Below are 15910 nucleotides of genomic sequence, written 5' to 3'. Positions count from 1 at the left end.
AGTCCCGGCAGGCCCGGGACTGGAAGTTACCGGGTAATTACCCGGTAAAGGCCATATTTTCCGGCTCCACCTGCATCAGGTTGCGAGTCGGGCTGAGCATGCTGGTGGCGTGGGCCTGGGCCCGTGGCAGCAGGCGCTCGTAGTAGAACTCGGCGGTTGCCAGCTTGGTCTGATAGAAGGCTTCAGACTCGTCGCCGCCGTTCTCCAGCTTGTCGGCGGCCACCGCGGACTGACGCAACCACATATAGGCCATGGTCACGTAACCGCTGTACATCAGGAAGTCGTGGGCGGCAGCGCTGACCACATCGCGGTCTTTGCGGGCCGCCAGCATCACCCTGACGGTGAGCAGGTTCCACTGGGCCGTCAGTTTCAGAAGCTCGATGGCCATCGGGCGCAGCTGTTTGTTGGTCAGGTGCTTGCGGGCAAAGTTGGCAATTTTCAGGGTGAATTCCCTTACCGCGCCGCCCTGGGTCATCAGCAACACTTTACGGCCCAGCAGGTCCAGTGCCTGGATGCCGGTGGTGCCCTCGTAAAGCGTGGCAATCCGGGTATCACGAACGATCTGTTCCATGCCGTGCTCACGGATGTAGCCGTGGCCACCGAACACCTGCACACCCAGATTGGCGGCTTCATTGCCCAGTTCGGTCAGGAAACCTTTGAGAATCGGGGTCAGGAAACCCAGTTTGTCGTCGTATTTCTCGGCCTTCTCATCATCGCCCACGGTGTGCGCCTCAACCATGTGGTCCGCCAGCCTGGCGGCGTAATACAGCATGGCGCGGCCGCCTTCGGCGATGGCTTTCTGGGTCAGCAGCATGCGCCGCACATCGGCGTGGTGAATCAGGCTGTCGGCCACCTGGTCCGGCTCCTTCTTGCCAGACAGCGCGCGCATGGAACGACGCTCCTTGGCGTAGTCCAGCGCCCACTGGTACGACAGCTCGGCCGGGCCAACGCCCTGAATGGCGGTACCGATACGGGCGGTGTTCATGAAGGTGAACATGCACTCCAGGCCCTCATTTTCCGGGCCGATCAGGTAGCCGGTGGCACCGTCGAAATTCATCACGCAGGTGGCCGAGGCCTTGATACCCATTTTCTTTTCCAGGCTGCCGCAGTTCACACCATTGCGTTCGCCCACGCTGCCATCTGTGGCGGGCAGGAACTTGGGTACGATGAACAGGCTGATGCCCCGGGTGCCTTTAGGCGCATCCGGCAGACGTGCCAGCACAATGTGGACAATGTTTTCGGTCAGGTCGTGATCACCGGAGGAAATGAAGATCTTGGTACCGGTCAGCTTGTAGCTGCCATCCGCCTGTGGTTCGGCCTTGGTCTTCACCTGGCCCAGGTCGGTGCCGCACTGGGGCTCGGTGAGGCACATGGTGCCGCCCCAGCGGCCCTCGGTCAGGGGAACCAGGTAGGTTTGCTTCTGGTCTTCCGAGCCGTGCAGGAAGATGGTGTTCATGGCGCCCAGAGACAACCCCGGGTACATGGAGAACGACCAGTTGGCGGTGCCCATCATTTCCTGTTTGAACAGGCCCATGGACGCCGGCAGGCCCTGGCCGCCGTATTCCTCGGGGGCTGACAAGCCTTGCCAGCCGCCCATTACGTACTGGTCATAGGCTTCTTTGTAGCCTTTGGGGGTGGTGACTTCACCGTTTTCCAGGCGGCAGCCTTCTTCGTCGCCGCTCTGGTAGATTGGGCTCAGCACTTCTTCGCAGAAGCGACCGCACTCGGTCAGGATGGCGTCTACAATGTCAGGCGTTGCGTTCTCACCGGAGGCCAGTGTCTGGTAATGGCCCGGGTAATCGAATACGTCGTTAAGCAGAAATTTCATGTCACGCAATGGCGCTTTGTACACAGGCATAGCCAATCCTCACAGTCTGTTATCGCAATCCGGTCAGGCCCGAGGCCCGTTATGACTGCTGTTTTACGGCATTCACTCCCGGCTGCCATTGACGGAAAGCGCCTGCCTGCCTGTCAGAATGGACAATTGGCTGAAATGACGCATTTCATATCCGCCTGATCGGATATTGCTCCGGGTCCGTAAATCACAGTTCAGTGGCGACCCAACCCATGCCTTCCAGCGGAGTGTAAAAGTCATGCAAAACAGGGTAATTCGACGGAAAGCCGGTAGTGTCTGGCCAGTTGCTCTTATACTGTTGTTAGTGTCTGTGCTGGCAGGCTGCGCTGGCCCCTCCCTGGACGATTACAGGGGTGCAGAACCGGAGCTGATTCCCCGGGAGTTTTTCCAGGGCGAACTTTCCGCCCGTGGTGTGGTCAAGAATTTCTCCGGCAAGGTCATTCGCACCTTCGACGCCGATATTGTGGCCACCTGGGACGATGAGGGGGTGGGAACCCTGGATGAGGTTTTCAGGTTCAACGATGGAGAAGTCCAGACCAGGGTGTGGACCCTGACGCCGACCGGCGACAGTTACCATGCCGAGGCCGGTGACGTGGTCAAGCCGGGTACGATGCGCTGGCAGGGCAATGCCATACACATGAATTATGTGCTCAGAGTGTCATATGGCGATGGCACCATAGACGTCCGGATGGACGACTGGATGTACCTGATCACACCGGACACCCTGATAAACCAGACCCGCATGAGCAAATGGGGTATTGAGGTTGGTGAGGTGGTGCTGGTTATCCAGAAACTGGGGTACGGGGACGACTCGTAACATTTATATCTGAAAGGTTAGCAAAACCCATGTGGAAACAATGGCTGATCGCTGTCGTTCTGGTTGTGGTGGTAGCTGCAGGCGCGGGTATATACCTGAACCTTGAGTCCGGAGACAGTGGCCAGAGCGGTGGCCAGGGACAGGCCAGCGCCGTCAATGTGGTAACGCCGGAATGGCAATCGGTGCGTGATACCGTCGGCGCTGTCGCGAATTTGCGGGCTCTGAACTCGGTACAACTGACCACAGAGGTGAGTGGCCGGGTGATGGAACTCAATCTGCAGCCAGGCGCTGCGGTAGCCCAGGGGGCCGTGCTGCTCCGGTTGGATGATCGGCAGGCGCGGGCAGATCTCGCGGTGATAGAGGCCCAACTGGCTGATGCCCGGCGCCAGTACGAGCGGGCTCAAAGACTGCGGGCCAATAACAGCATATCCCAGTCTCAGGTCGATGAACTGAGAACCGCCGTCGACGTAGCCATTGCCCAGCGAGAGGCGGCGCGGGTGCGGCTGCAGAACCACCGGATCGAAGCGCCGTTCGCCGGTGTTGTCGGGCTTTCGGATATCAGCGTTGGGGCCTTTCTTCAGGCAGGTACGACCATTACCACTCTGGATACCAACGACAAGATGGAGCTGAACTTTGCTGTTCCCGAGCGATTCATTGGTCAGGTCAGGATCGGGCAAAACGTGCGGGCAACGTCCCCAGCGTTTCCAGGAGAAGTATTTGAGGGAGAGCTGATAGAACTGGCTACCCGCATCAATGAGTTGAGCCGTACGCTGTCTGTTCGGGCATTGATAGATAACTCCGAGGGCCGTTTACGCCCTGGTCAGTTCATGTCGGCCTCTCTGACACTGCAGGAACGAGAGGGCCTGGTGATACCGGAACAGGCAGTGATGATCCGGGGTGATCAGAAGTACGTGTTTGTGGCGGAAGATGGTGTTGCCCGCCGGGTATCGGTGCGCACTGGCTCGCGCATGCCTGGTCTGGTTGAGGTGGTGGATGGCCTGAACGCTGAGGATCAGGTCGTGGTTACCGGTCAGGATCGCCTCAGTACCGGCGATCGCCTCAGGCTGCTGGAGTCTGACCTGGCCATACCCGAGAACCGGTTTGTCTCAAGCCGGGAGTCCTGATTTATGGTTCTCTCCGATATTTCCATCAAGCGCCCTGTCTTTGCCACGGTTCTGAGCCTGCTGGTTGTGGTGTTTGGCGTGGCGGCACTGATGGGATTGCCGGTTCGCGAGTACCCGGACATTGATCCACCCATCGTGTCGGTGTCTACCGACTATACCGGTGCTGCGGCTGAAGTGGTCGATACCCAGATTACCCAGATCATTGAGGGAGCAATCAGTGGTATCGAGGGTATTCGGTCCATTGAGTCGTCCACTGAGCAGGGCGAGTCCAGAACGTCTATCGAATTCAACACCTCCCGAGACATCGACGTTGCCGCCAACGATGTCCGGGATGCGGTTGCCCGTGTCGCTAACCAGTTGCCCGATGAGGCTGACGCCCCCCGGGTTCGCAAGGCGGATTCCGATGCCCGGCCAATGATGTGGGTAACGCTGCTCAGTGATGTCTGGGACAGTGCAGAGCTGAGCGATTTTGCTGATCGTGTGTTGGTTGACCGGCTGTCTGTGCTGGATGGTGTAGCCGATGTACGCATCGGTGGCGAACGCCGCTACGCGATTCGCGTATGGCTTGACCGGGAGCGGTTGGCTGCCAGAAATATCACAGTGGCTGAGGTTGAGCGCGCACTGCGGGACAACAATGTTGAGTTACCGGCGGGTCAGGTGGATTCGTCTACCCGCAACTTCACGGTAAGGGCGGAAGGGCGTTTGTCCAGTGTTGAAGAGTTCCGCAACCTGGTGGTGCGCCGTGATGGCAATGATTTGCTGCGGCTGGGCGAGGTAGCCAACATCCAGATGGGCGTGGAGTCGGATATCAGCCGGTTGCGGGCGAACGGTAAAACCGCCATCGGCCTGGGCATCATCCGGCAATCCAAGGCCAACACGGTGGCGGTTTCCGACGCCGTGCGAGCGGAGCTGGCACGGATTGAGCAGACATTGCCGCCAGAAGTCTCCCTGGCTGAAAGCTACGACGAGTCCATATTCATTCGCGCGTCCATCAAGGAAGTTCTGATTACCCTGGCGATCGCCGTAACGCTGGTTATTCTGGTTATTTTCCTGTTCCTGAGATCCTGGCGGGCGACGTTGATACCGGCCGTGACCATTCCGGTGGCTGTGATCGGGGCGTTTATCGGCCTGGGCTTTCTGGGGTTTTCCATCAACGTGCTTACGCTACTGGCGATCATTCTGGCGATCGGCCTGGTGGTGGATGACGCCATCGTGATGCTGGAAAACATCCAGCGACGTATTGATGAGGGCGAGCCGCCGCTGTTGGCAGCCTATCGTGGTGCCAAGCAGGTGGCCTTTGCGATCATCGCCACCACATTGACTCTGATTGCCGTGTTTGTGCCCATCTCGTTTATGGGTGGCAACGTGGGAAGGCTGTTCGCGGAGTTTGGTTTTACCCTGGCCGCTGCGGTGATTTTTTCCAGTCTGGTGGCACTCACTCTGGCCCCCATGCTGTGTTCCAAATGGCTTCAGCACAGTCCCGAATCCGAGGAAGGCCACCGCCTGTGGGCCTTCAGTGAAAAGGTACTCAATGGCCTGACCAGCGGCTATAAAAAACTGCTGACATTCTCCTTGAATCAGCCCGGTTTGTTGTTGGGCCTGGGAGTGGCGGGCCTGATCATCGCCACCGTTATTTTCCCGCGCCTGCCTCAGGAGCTGGCGCCGACGGAAGACCGGGGTGTGATCATCATGCCCACCAGTGCGCCGAGGGGGTCAACCGTTGAATATACCGACCATTTTGTCCGCCAGGCAGAGACGCAACTGCTGCCGTACCTGGATGAAGGGATTGCTGCCCGTTTCCTGTCGATCGTGGGTTTCAGGGAAGAAGAAGACAACGCCTTCATGATCATGGGCCTGACCCATTGGGATAACCGGGATATCAAGCAGCAACAGGTAACCAGTGACATCCGCCGGAAGCTGGCGGATATCTCCGGGGTCCGGATCAATGTGATCAATCCACCGGGTCTCGGCCAGCGGGGCTTCAATCAGCCGGTGGAATTTGTCATCGCGGGGCCGGATTACGAATCGGTACAGGCCTGGAGTGAAGAGATCGTCGAACGGGCGAAAGAGAACCCGAACCTGATCAATGTTGATACCGATTTTGAGCTGACCCGGCCGGAGCTACGGTTGAATATTGATCGGGACCGGGCGGCAGACCTGGATATTACTGTCCAGGACGTAGGCCTGACCCTGCAAACCATGCTGGCTTCCCGCAACGTGACCACCTATGTGGACCGTGGCCGGGAGTACGATGTGATTATCCAGGCTGACGATGCCGATCGGGCCACACCGGGTGATCTTGAGCAGATCTTTTTGCGGCCGCGAGAAGGCGGTGATCTGATTCCGATCAAGGCCCTGGTATCGGTGGAGGAAATTGGCGCCAATCCTGACCTTCGGCGCATAGATCGTTTGCCGGCGGTGGTGATCAGTGCCTCCCTGGCGGACGGTTACGACCTCGGCTCTGCGCTCACCTACCTGAACAATCTGGCTGTGGATAACCTGCCGCCGGAAGCGCGGGTCAGCTATAAAGGGCTATCCCGGGAATTCCAGGATTCGTCCGCGGCTATCTACCTGACTTTCGGCCTTGCCTTTGTCATCGTGTTCCTGGTGCTGGCGGCCCAGTTTGAGAGCTGGATTCATCCGCTGATCATCATGTTGTCGGTGCCGCTGGCGGTGACCGGCGCATTGATTGCACTGGCCTGGTCCGGCATCAGTCTGAATATCTACAGTCAGATCGGCATCATCATGCTGCTCGGGTTGATGGCCAAGAATGGCATATTGATCGTGGAGTTTGCCAATCAGCTTCGTGACAAAGGCTATGAGGTCCGAGACGCGATTCTTGAGGGTGCCACTCTGCGCTTCCGTCCGGTACTGATGACCACCATTTCCACCGTGTTCGGCGCCATACCGCTGGTGGTGGCCACCGGTGCAGGTGCGGAGAGCCGAGCCGCTATCGGTATGGTGATTCTGGGGGGGCTGGTGTTTGCCACAACCCTGACGCTGTTCATTATCCCTGTGCTGTACAACCTCCTGGCGCGATTCGCCAAGTCGTCCAACGCTGTGGAAAAGGAGCTGGAGCGCCTGGCGTCCGGTTCGGCCGGGGGCTCCAGCCCGGCTGGTGCGCCTGCGAGCAAGGCTGATGACTTCTGATTCAATCAGTTACAGCACAGCCGGGAATACCAGATGCCCGTCCAGAACCTCGTCCGGATGGATATCAATACAGAAAATGTGGTGGCCTGGCGAACCGGCAAGACCTGTGGATAACGTGACGGTTCTCCGTGCATCCGGAAGCGCAACGTAGGGTCGGCAACTGTTGATCTGTTGTGGCCTTTCCAGGGCGTTCCGGAAGTATTCCCGGTGACTCCAGCGGGCGCCCGCCGAGTAATAAAGTGGGTTGAAGTGGTCGCCACTGAGCATGTCCACCTGCGCCAATCGGCCCTGCTGGACACCGTGGCTATCCAGGATGAAACAGCGTTTGACGCCTTCCATGAGCAGCAGGTTTCTGCACACCCGCTCCAAGGGCTCGCCCCGGGCGATTTGATGGCACACATCCATGATTTCAAAGCGGAGCAGTTTCAGGTAGGTTTCCTGGCTTTGATAATCCCTCAGGCTCCATTGCTGGGACCTCGACATCACCTGCTGCAGGGCGAGTTCGGCATTGACCGTGCACTCCCGGGTGCTGTGTTTGGGCCGGGCAAACAGAAACCCCTGCAGTAGATCCGCTTCGGTATCCAGCGCAATCCGTGCCTGGTTCTCGCTCTCTATACCCTCTAACAACACCAGGCTGCCGCTCTCGCGAATCATCCGAACCAGACTGTGCAGCAGTACCCGGGCACGCTGGTGCGCTTCTGCATTGGCTAGCAGGCTGCGATCAATTTTTACGATCAGCGGATTGATTCGCCACAACCGTTCAAAGTTGGAATCGCCCATGCCGAAGTCGTCAATGGCAATCTGAAAACCAAAATCTTTGGCTTCCTGAATGAATTCGAGCAGGGCATTGGTGTCCCGCGTGGCGGTTTCCACAAGCTCCAGAACAATCCGCTCCGGGGGAACCCCGGCGCTGTGGCAGTGGTCCGCGAGCTGGCCAAGGTAACCTGCGTGGTGCAGCAAGGTGTCCGGGTTGATGTTGATAAACAGCCAGACCGGCTCGTGTTTAAGACCAAAGTTGGTCAGATGCAAATTGAGCAGGTGCTGGTCAACACCGGTGGTGACGCCCTGAATGGATGCCTGTTCAAACAGCTCCGGAGGGGCAATTGGCCGGTCATCCCGGTGAACCCTGACCAGCGCCTCGTAACCCACCAGCTTTTGGTGGGTTGGGCTGAGAATGGGTTGATACACCGACTGGAAATCATGATGCTTTATAAATCTGGCACATTTACCAGCTACCTTGCTTCGATGATCTGCAAGGCTTAACACACTTTTCATGGTCAGGAGCCCTATACTGCTATGGCGTAGCCGTCCTGGCCGTTGATGGGGTTACGGGGAAAAGCTAAAGCCAATTCCGTGCCATTGGTATCTGGTTTGAAAGAAACGGGGCTTGGCCTGGCCTTGAGTGGCACAAGTGCTCCGGGGTTTACAACGGTTTGCACCAGAACAGTGCCGAAATATCCGTAAACGGCATTTATCCGCACCAGGAAACAACAGTCTATGAGTCAACACAGTCAGTTCCGGTTATTGGGCCAACGGCGTTTTTTGCCGTTCTACCTGACCCAGTTCTCCGGTGCATTTAACGACAACCTCTACAAAAACGCCCTGTTGCTGCTGATCACTTTCCAGGCCGGTGGCCTGATGGGCTTGTCGGTCAATGTGGTGGTCAACATCGCCGCGTTCCTGTTCATCCTGCCGTTCTTCCTGTTTTCCGGTATCGCCGGCCAGATGGCTGACCGCTATGAAAAGGCCGTGATCATCCGTAACGTCAAAGCAGCGGAAATCGGCATCATGCTGGTGGCGGCCACGGGTCTCTGGTTTGGCTGGTACGAGCTGCTACTGGTGTTGTTGTTCCTGATGGGTGTGCAGTCCACCTTCTTCGGCCCGGTCAAGTATTCGATCCTGCCCCGGGTGCTGGCCGACGACGAACTGGTTGGCGGTAATGGTCTGGTCAGCATGGGCACCTTTGTGGCGATCTTGCTGGGTACCATTGCTGCCGGCTTGATCATGGGGCTGGAACAGGCCGCCAGGGTGACCGCAGTGGGCGTGGTGGCGATGGCAGTGCTGGGGTACCTGGCAGCGCGGCAGGTACCCAATACCCGGGATGAATCGCCGGGGGTACGGGTGCGTTTCCGGCCGTTGCTGGAAACCTGGCGGCTGATGTCGGTGGCGGCGGAACGCCGCCAGGTGCTGTGGGCGATTCTGGCCATCTCCTGGTTCTGGTTTCTGGGCGCCGCCTACCTGACCCAGTTCCCCAACTTCGCCAAAACCTGGCTGGCCGGGGACGAAACCGTGGTCACCCTCTTGCTGGCCATGTTTATTGTGGGTATTTCCATTGGCTCCATGCTGTGTGAGCGGTTGACCAAACACCGGATCACCCTGTCGCTGGTACCCTGGGGGGCACTGGGCCTGACGCTGCTGGGCATCGACCTGTTCTTCGCGGTACCCGCAGACCCGAGCCCCTCGACCTGGCTGAGCCTGATCACCGAGCCTGTGTACATCCGGGTATTACTGGACCTGGTGGGCATTGGCATCTGTGGCGGGCTGTTCATAGTGCCGCTGTATGCCTTTATCCAGCATGAAACCCCGGATTACAAGCGGGCGCGCATCATTGCTGCCCTGAACGTGATCAACTCCCTGTTCATGGTGTGCAGTGCGTTGGCGGGTATCGTGGTTCTGGGCGTACTTGAGCTGGGAATCCCCGGGTTTTTCCTGATGTTGTCACTGCTTAATGCCCTGGTGTGGATGAGTGTGCTGGGGTTGCGGCGCCGGGCCGAAAAAGCTGTGGATAATTAATGGGAAAACCTACGGATAAGCTCCGAATAAAACTTTTCTTTGCATTTAAAAACATATAGTTATGATGTTTTTTGGGCGTTGAAAAAGTGATCAGGGATGTGGATAACTTTCTTGAAAACTTTTCTGAGAAGCTGCTGACAACTGACTGAAAAGCCGAAAGTTTCGGTTTTTACCTAGCCAAAGCTCCAGGTTTATCCACCCGGTATTCGGGCGCCAACCGCCGAAATCCTTTTCCCGGGGTTGATATCTGGTTAAAATTTGCACATTCGGACTGCAATTTCGCCGGCGAGGCGTTATACTCGCCGCCCTGTTTTCATACCCTTTTTTAAAGCCCGATTTCCGAGGTGTAGTGTGGAGTTTCCGACCCGTTTCGATGTCATTGTCATTGGTGGTGGCCATGCCGGTACTGAAGCCGCCCTGGCAGCCGCGCGCATGGGTTCACAAACCCTGCTGCTGACCCACAACATTGAGACTCTGGGGCAGATGTCCTGTAACCCCGCCATAGGGGGGATCGGCAAGAGCCACCTGGTGAAGGAAATCGACGCGTTGGGCGGCGCCATGGCCCGGGCAACCGATAAGGCGGGTATCCAGTTCCGGGTACTGAACAGCCGTAAGGGCCCGGCGGTGCGTGCCACCCGTGCCCAGGCTGATCGGATTCTGTACAAGGCGGCCATTCGACATACGCTGGAAAACCAGCCCAACCTGACCCTGTTCCAGCAGGCAGCAGACGACCTGATTGTGGAAAACGATCAGGTGGTGGGTGTGGTTACCCAGACCGGCATCCGCTTCAACGCCAAAACCGTGGTACTGACCACCGGCACCTTCCTGGGCGGCGTTATCCACATCGGCATGCAGCACCATGCCGGTGGTCGCGCCGGCGATGCACCGGCCAATGCCCTGGCCAAGCGCCTGCGGGAGTTGCCGTTCAACGTTGGCCGGCTGAAAACCGGTACGCCGCCGCGCATTGATGCCCGTACCGTGGATTTTTCAGTGATGCAGCAGCAGTGGGGTGACGACCCGACACCGGTGATGTCTTTCATTGGCAGCCGTGACGAGCACCCTGAGCAAATCTGTTGTTATGTCACCCGCACCACCGAAGAAACCCACGACATTATCCGCAGTGGCTTTGACCGCTCGCCCATGTTCGCCGGTAACATCGAGGGCGTGGGCCCGCGCTATTGCCCGTCCATCGAGGACAAGGTCAACCGCTTTGCCGACAAGGATTCGCACCAGATCTTCGTGGAGCCCGAGGGCCTGACCACCAACGAACTCTACCCGAACGGTATTTCCACCAGCCTGCCGTTTGATATTCAGCTCAAGGCCGTGCGTTCGATTCCGGGCTTTGAAAACGCCCACATCCTGCGCCCGGGTTACGCCATCGAATACGATTACCTGAACCCCCAGGACCTGCGCCACACCCTGGAAACCAAGTTCATCCAGGGCCTGTACTTTGCCGGCCAGATCAACGGCACCACCGGCTATGAAGAAGCCGGCGCCCAGGGCTTGCTGGCAGGCATCAACGCCGCCTTGCGGGCTCAGGAAAAAGACGAATGGTATCCGCGCCGGGACGAAGCCTACCTGGGCGTACTGGTGGACGATCTGATCACCATGGGCACCAGCGAGCCTTACCGCATGTTCACCAGCCGTGCCGAATACCGGCTGATTCTGCGGGAGGACAACGCCGACCTGCGCCTGACCGAAACCGGCCGCAATCTTGGCCTGGTGGACGACGAACGCTGGCAGAAGTTCAGCGACAAGTGCGAGGGCATTGCCAAAGAGCGCAGTCGTCTGGAAAGCACTCGTATTCACCCGAACACCGAGGCCGGTGAACGTGCCAATGGCTATCTGAAACAGCCGATGACCCGGGATCAGTCCCTGGCCGAGCTGTTGCGCCGACCGGAGATTGTCTATCAGCATATCGCCGAGATTGGTGCCGAACAGGCCGACGACCCGACGGTGGCCGAGCAGGTGGAAATCGAGATCAAGTACGAAGGCTACATCTCCCGCCAGGCTGATGAAATCGAGCGCCTGCGCCGGAATGAGAACACCGCACTGCCGGTAGACCTGGACTATGAGGTGATCGGGGGCCTGTCCAACGAGATCAAACAGAAGCTGCAAACCGTGCGGCCGGAAACCGTGGCCCAGGCCTCGCGCATCCAGGGGGTAACGCCGGCGGCGGTGAGCCAGATTCTGGTGCACCTGAAAAAGCGGGACCTGCTGAGAAAGCAGAGCGCCTGAGATGACTTATCCACAATGGCCAGGCCAGCTGAGCGATGGGCTGGCGGCGATGAACCTGTCTCTCAGCGAAAGCCAGCAGCAACAGTTGCTGGCTTTTCTGGCTCTGCTCAACAAATGGAACAAGGCCTACAACCTTACCGCCGTGCGGGATGAGCGGGTGATGGTGTCACGGCAGTTGTTGGACAGCCTGAGTATACTGCCCTGGGTGACCACCGACCATTTGCTGGATGTTGGCGCCGGTGGCGGTCTACCGGGTATCCCTCTGGCCATTGTGTTCCCGGAAAAACGCTTTACCCTGCTTGACAGCAATGGCAAGAAAACCCGGTTTCTGAACCAGTGTGTGCTTGAATTGGGGCTAGGCAACGTTGAGGTTATCCATGGCCGGGCGGAAGACTGTCAGCCGGATCAGCCATTTACCCAGATCAGCAGCCGTGCCTTTACCGCCCTGGACAACCTGGTTACCTGGTGCGGCCCGTTGCTCGCGAACGGGGGCGAGTTCCTTGCCATGAAAGGCCAGTATCCGGATGATGAAGTAGCTGCCCTTCCGGGGGGCTGGCAGGTAGAATCCTGCCATTCCCTGAAGGTACCCGGCGCAGATGGCGAACGGCATTTGCTGATTGTCACCCGGGCTGAGCAACACCGGTAAACCCAAGAGCAGGAGGCAAGGCATGGCGCGCGTGATTGCAGTGACCAATCAGAAAGGCGGTGTGGGCAAAACCACCACCTGCGTCAATCTTGCTGCGTCGCTGGCGGCCACCAAGCGCAGGGTGCTGCTGGTGGATATGGACCCCCAGGGTAACGCCACCATGGGCAGCGGTGTCGACAAGAATAGCCTGCAGTTGTCCGGTTACGACGTGCTCACCAAACGTGCCAGCGCTGCCGAGGTGATTGTCAGGGCTGAGGCCTCCGGCTTTGACATACTGCCCGCCAACGGCGACCTGACCGCGGCGGAAGTGGAGCTGATGAATGAAATCGGTCGGGAGCACCGGCTGCGCCTGACCCTCAACACCGTTCGCGAGAATTACGATTACGTCCTCATCGATTGCCCCCCGTCCCTTAACCTGCTGACCGTCAATGCGCTGTCGGCGTCGGATTCCGTGCTCATTCCCATGCAATGCGAATACTACGCTCTGGAAGGCCTGGCGGCGTTGATGAACACCGTGGAGCAGATCAAGGAAACGGTGAACCCGAATCTTGAGGTTGAGGGCATCCTGCGCACCATGTACGACCCGCGCAACAGCCTGACCCTGGATGTCTCCGGGCAGCTAAATGAGTATTTTGGTGACAAGGTTTACCGGGCGGTCATCCCCCGCAACGTGCGCCTGGCCGAGGCGCCCAGTTACGGTATGCCGGCGCTGGCCTATGACCGGGCCTCCAAGGGCGCCATTGCCTACCTGGCCCTGGCTGGAGAGATGGTGCGCCGGCACGGATCGAAAAAGACATCCGCCGCGGTTGCGGTGTAACATAGTGCGCCGTCAGGCGACCATGCATCCACCATTTCAACAGGAAGAATGACAACCACCATGGCGGCGAAGAAACGAGGTTTGGGCGAACGTGGTTTGGGGGCACTGCTTCAGGGTTCGAAAGTAAACCTGAACCAGGAACCCGGTAATCACGACGGTGAATTGCGGGACATTCCCGTGGATCTGATCCAGCGCGGGCGTTATCAGCCCCGCCGTGACATGGACCCGGCCGCTCTGCAGGAACTGGCTGATTCCATTCGCCAACAGGGTGTCATGCAGCCTGTGGTGGTTCGCCCCATTGCGGAAGGCCGCTATGAACTGATTGCCGGTGAACGCCGCTGGCGTGCCACCCAGATTGCCGAGCTGGACCGCATTCCCGCCATCATCCGCGATGTCCCCGATGAAGCCGCCATTGCCATGGCGCTGATCGAGAACATCCAGCGAGAGAATCTCAATCCGATCGAAGAAGCCTTTGCCCTGCAACGCCTGCAGGAAGAATTCGGTCTGACCCAGGCCCAGGTGGCCGAAGCGGTGGGTAAATCCAGAACCACCATCACCAACCTGCTGCGCCTGATTGGCCTCACCGAAGATGTCCGCACCATGCTGGAACACGGCGACCTGGAAATGGGCCATGGCCGCGCCATGCTCACCCTGCCGCCGGAGCAGCAGATGCAGGTGGCCCGCCAGGTTGTGGCCAAGTCGCTTTCGGTACGCCAGACCGAAGCCCTGGTGCGCCGGATTCAACAGGAAAAACCTGCAGCCGAAGAAACCGCAAGCAAGGGGCTCGACCCGAATATTCGCGCCCTGCAGGATGATCTTTCCGACCGTCTTGGTGCCCGGGTGGCGATCAATCATGGCAAGCGGGGCAAAGGCAAAGTGGTGATCGAATACAGTTCACTGGATGAGCTGGATGGTATTCTGGGCCATATCCGTTAAGTCGGCCGGATAATCGGTAAAAATCATCCTAAAGTCCCGCTTTTCGCATTAAACACCACATGTGGTTGCTTCAGAGGTTGCAGAACACAACTTGTGTTATCTGCTATCAAATATCCAATCGAGCTGGTTAAAACTTGGCCGATTTTTCGGCCGAGTTGTGTTGAACAGCTATCGGTTAACACATATAATTCCGCGCGCTTGCAATGACAGCTGGTGACATGACACGTTCGAAGAAAGCCATCATGCGTTTGCCACTCCTGAAGTGGCTGGTTATCGAGATGGCGGCTCTGGTCACTATCAGTCTGTTGTGGTTGTTTGAAAGTCGTTTGGCCGGGTATTCCGCATTTATCGGCGGTCTTATTTTTGTCATACCAAACGCGTATTTTGCCCACCGGATGTACCGGTACCAAGGCGCCCGACACGCGCGCCTGATGGTGGGCAACATGTTCAGGGCAGAAGGCATCAAGCTTGCCCTTACCGCAGTGGGTTTTGCGGCAGTTTTCATCTTGATGGAGCCAGTACATGTACCGGCTCTGTTATTCACTTTTGCTGTAATGGTTGTTCTCAGTGGCGTGCTGCGCTTCCTGATTCAACCTCAAAGACAGCTATAGACTGGACGTGAGAGCAGTATGGCAGCTGATACCCCAGTAGAATATATACAACACCACCTTCAGAACCTCACTTACGGCAAGCTCCCCGCCGGCTATGAGAGGGTCGATCCCTACACCAACGATGTCACCGTGTTGCAGGAGGCCTCCTGGACGTTCGCGCGTACCTCGGCCGAGGCAACCGACATGGGCTTCATGGCGTTCCACGTGGACACCCTGGGCTGGTCTATCTTTATGGGCATCCTGTTCCTGACCATCTTCCGCATGGTTGCCAAGCGGGCTACCAGTGGCGTGCCTTCCGGGCTTCAGAATGTGGTCGAGATGACCGTCGAATTCGTTCAGACCATCGTTCGTGATGGCTTCCACGGCCGAAACCCGGTCATTGCGCCGCTGGCCCTGACCATGTTTGTCTGGATTTTCCTGATGAACAGTCTGAAATTGATCCCGGTCGACTTCATCCCCCAGATTGCTCATCTGCTGGGGCTTGAATACTTCAAGATTGTACCGACCACCGATCCCAATGGTACCTTCGGTATTTCCATCGGTGTGTTCCTGCTGATCATCTTCTACAGCATTAAAGTAAAAGGTGCTGGCGGCTTCGCCAAGGAACTGTCCTTCACGCCGTTCAACCATTGGGCGCTGGTACCCTTTAACCTGGTACTTGAAATCCTGGGCCTGCTGACCAAGCCGCTGAGCCTTGCGCTGCGTCTGTTTGGTAACATGTACGCCGGTGAGGTAGTGTTCATTCTTATCGCGATTCTGCCGTTCTGGGTGCAGTGGACGCTGAACGTGCCCTGGGCGATCTTCCACATCCTGGTGGTAACGCTGCAGGCCTTTATCTTCACAACGCTGGCGGTGGTTTATCTGAGCCAGGCACACGAAGATCATTAACGGACAGTACACAAGAAGTTTCGTAAAACCTGGAT

Annotated in this window: 12 protein-coding genes; 10 read left to right on the top strand and 2 right to left on the bottom strand. The window is 57.9% G+C overall.

Going from position 1 to position 15910, the window contains the following annotated elements:
- Nucleotides 1-37: 37 nt before the first annotated feature.
- The gene (locus ABIE59_RS11425) at nt 38-1858 is read right to left on the bottom strand and encodes an acyl-CoA dehydrogenase C-terminal domain-containing protein (RefSeq protein ID WP_354446956.1); all 1821 of its coding nucleotides are present in this window, start codon (nt 1856-1858) and stop codon (nt 38-40) included.
- Nucleotides 1859-2093: 235 nt separating this feature from the next.
- Here ABIE59_RS11425 and ABIE59_RS11420 point away from each other — a divergent pair, with 235 nt between their 5' ends.
- Genes ABIE59_RS11420 through ABIE59_RS11410 form a run of 3 tightly spaced genes read left to right on the top strand, consistent with a single transcriptional unit; the run spans nt 2094 to nt 6946 of the window.
- Entirely contained in the window at nt 2094-2672 is a 579-nt protein-coding gene (locus ABIE59_RS11420) for a DUF3833 domain-containing protein (protein WP_354446954.1), read from the top strand.
- Nucleotides 2673-2701: 29 nt separating this feature from the next.
- Nucleotides 2702-3796, top strand: coding sequence for an efflux RND transporter periplasmic adaptor subunit (locus ABIE59_RS11415; RefSeq protein WP_354446952.1), 1095 nt, complete (start codon nt 2702-2704; stop codon nt 3794-3796).
- 3 nt (nt 3797-3799) lie between these two features.
- Nucleotides 3800-6946 carry an efflux RND transporter permease subunit gene (locus ABIE59_RS11410; protein WP_354446950.1) on the top strand — a complete coding sequence of 1049 codons (3147 nt, stop codon included), beginning with the start codon at nt 3800-3802 and terminating at the stop codon, nt 6944-6946.
- Between the two features lie 9 nt (nt 6947-6955).
- Here the strand turns inward: ABIE59_RS11410 and ABIE59_RS11405 are convergent, their stop codons facing one another.
- Nucleotides 6956-8221 (bottom strand): EAL domain-containing protein, encoded by a 1266-nt coding sequence (locus ABIE59_RS11405; RefSeq protein ID WP_354446948.1) that lies wholly within the window; start codon nt 8219-8221, stop codon nt 6956-6958.
- A 222-nt stretch (nt 8222-8443) separates the two neighbouring features.
- Here ABIE59_RS11405 and ABIE59_RS11400 point away from each other — a divergent pair, with 222 nt between their 5' ends.
- From ABIE59_RS11400 to atpB, 7 genes are all read left to right on the top strand, one after another.
- Nucleotides 8444-9739 carry an MFS transporter gene (locus tag ABIE59_RS11400; protein ID WP_354446946.1) on the top strand — a complete coding sequence of 432 codons (1296 nt, stop codon included), beginning with the start codon at nt 8444-8446 and terminating at the stop codon, nt 9737-9739.
- A gap of 351 nt (nt 9740-10090) precedes the next feature.
- The gene (mnmG, locus tag ABIE59_RS11395; RefSeq protein ID WP_354446944.1) at nt 10091-11977 is read left to right on the top strand and encodes a tRNA uridine-5-carboxymethylaminomethyl(34) synthesis enzyme MnmG; all 1887 of its coding nucleotides are present in this window, start codon (nt 10091-10093) and stop codon (nt 11975-11977) included.
- 1 nt (nt 11978) lies between these two features.
- Complete coding sequence (gene rsmG, locus ABIE59_RS11390; protein ID WP_354446942.1) at nt 11979-12623, top strand: 16S rRNA (guanine(527)-N(7))-methyltransferase RsmG; 645 nt, start codon at nt 11979-11981, stop codon at nt 12621-12623.
- 22 nt (nt 12624-12645) lie between these two features.
- Entirely contained in the window at nt 12646-13440 is a 795-nt protein-coding gene (locus tag ABIE59_RS11385; protein ID WP_354446940.1) for a ParA family protein, read from the top strand.
- A 60-nt stretch (nt 13441-13500) separates the two neighbouring features.
- Nucleotides 13501-14376, top strand: coding sequence for a ParB/RepB/Spo0J family partition protein (locus ABIE59_RS11380; protein WP_354447029.1), 876 nt, complete (start codon nt 13501-13503; stop codon nt 14374-14376).
- A 203-nt stretch (nt 14377-14579) separates the two neighbouring features.
- Nucleotides 14580-14987 carry an ATP synthase subunit I gene (locus ABIE59_RS11375; RefSeq protein ID WP_082780615.1) on the top strand — a complete coding sequence of 136 codons (408 nt, stop codon included), beginning with the start codon at nt 14580-14582 and terminating at the stop codon, nt 14985-14987.
- Between the two features lie 18 nt (nt 14988-15005).
- Nucleotides 15006-15875, top strand: coding sequence for a F0F1 ATP synthase subunit A (gene atpB, locus ABIE59_RS11370; protein ID WP_354446938.1), 870 nt, complete (start codon nt 15006-15008; stop codon nt 15873-15875).
- The last annotated feature ends 35 nt before the right edge of the window (nt 15876-15910 follow it).

Origin of the sequence: Marinobacter sp. MBR-99 (assembly GCF_040547575.1) — a bacterium.
GTDB lineage: Bacteria > Pseudomonadota > Gammaproteobacteria > Pseudomonadales > Oleiphilaceae > Marinobacter.
The sequence above is the reverse complement of the archived record's forward strand: the minus strand, read 5'-3'. Positions and strand labels throughout refer to the sequence as shown.